This window comes from Burkholderia sp. DN3021 (assembly GCF_049805555.1).
GTDB classification, from domain to species: Bacteria; Pseudomonadota; Gammaproteobacteria; order Burkholderiales; family Burkholderiaceae; genus Burkholderia; species Burkholderia pyrrocinia_C.
Genome location: NZ_JBNCAB010000266.1, coordinates 1 through 643, shown reverse-complemented (window position 1 = coordinate 643; position 643 = coordinate 1). Strand labels below are relative to the sequence as shown.

Genomic DNA, 643 nt, shown 5'->3' with positions numbered 1-643 from the left:
TGTCGTTCTTCACGCGCTCGACGATCCCTTCGTCGCGCAGCAGCTTCAGGTTCGCGACCGCGACGGCCGCGGCGACCGGGTGACCCGAGTACGTGAGGCCGTGGTTGAATTCGCCGTTGTCGATGATCGGGCGTGCAACCCGCTCGTGGATCCCGACCGCGCCCATCGGCACATAACCCGACGTGAGGCCCTTCGCCATCGTGATCAGGTCCGGCTCGAAGCCGAAGTGCTGGTGTGCGAACCATTCGCCGGTGCGGCCGAAGCCGCCGATCACTTCGTCGGCGACCAGCAGGATGTCGTACTTGCGGCAGATCCGCTGGATTTCCGGCCAGTACGTCGACGGCGGGAAGATCACGCCGCCCGCGCCCTGGAACGGCTCGCCGATGAACGCCGCGACGTTCTCCGCGCCGAGTTCGAGAATCTTCGCTTCGAGCTGCTGCGCGCGCGCGAGGCCGAACGCTTCGGGCGTTTCGCCCGGCTGCGCTTCGCCGAAGAAATATGGCTGATCGATATGCACGATGTGCTCGACCTTCGACGGCATCTGCTCGTGCATGTAGCCCATCCCGCCGAGCGTGCCGCCCGCGATCGTCGAGCCGTGGTAGCCGTTCTTGCGCGAGATCACGTATTTCTTCTGCGGCTTGCC

General features: G+C 65.5%; 1 protein-coding gene. It reads right to left on the bottom strand.

Annotated features, from left to right (window positions below; translation table 11 throughout):
• On the bottom strand, window positions 1-643 hold a 643-nt coding region (locus ACPUER_RS37015), incomplete at both ends, for an aminotransferase class III-fold pyridoxal phosphate-dependent enzyme (protein ID WP_425133609.1).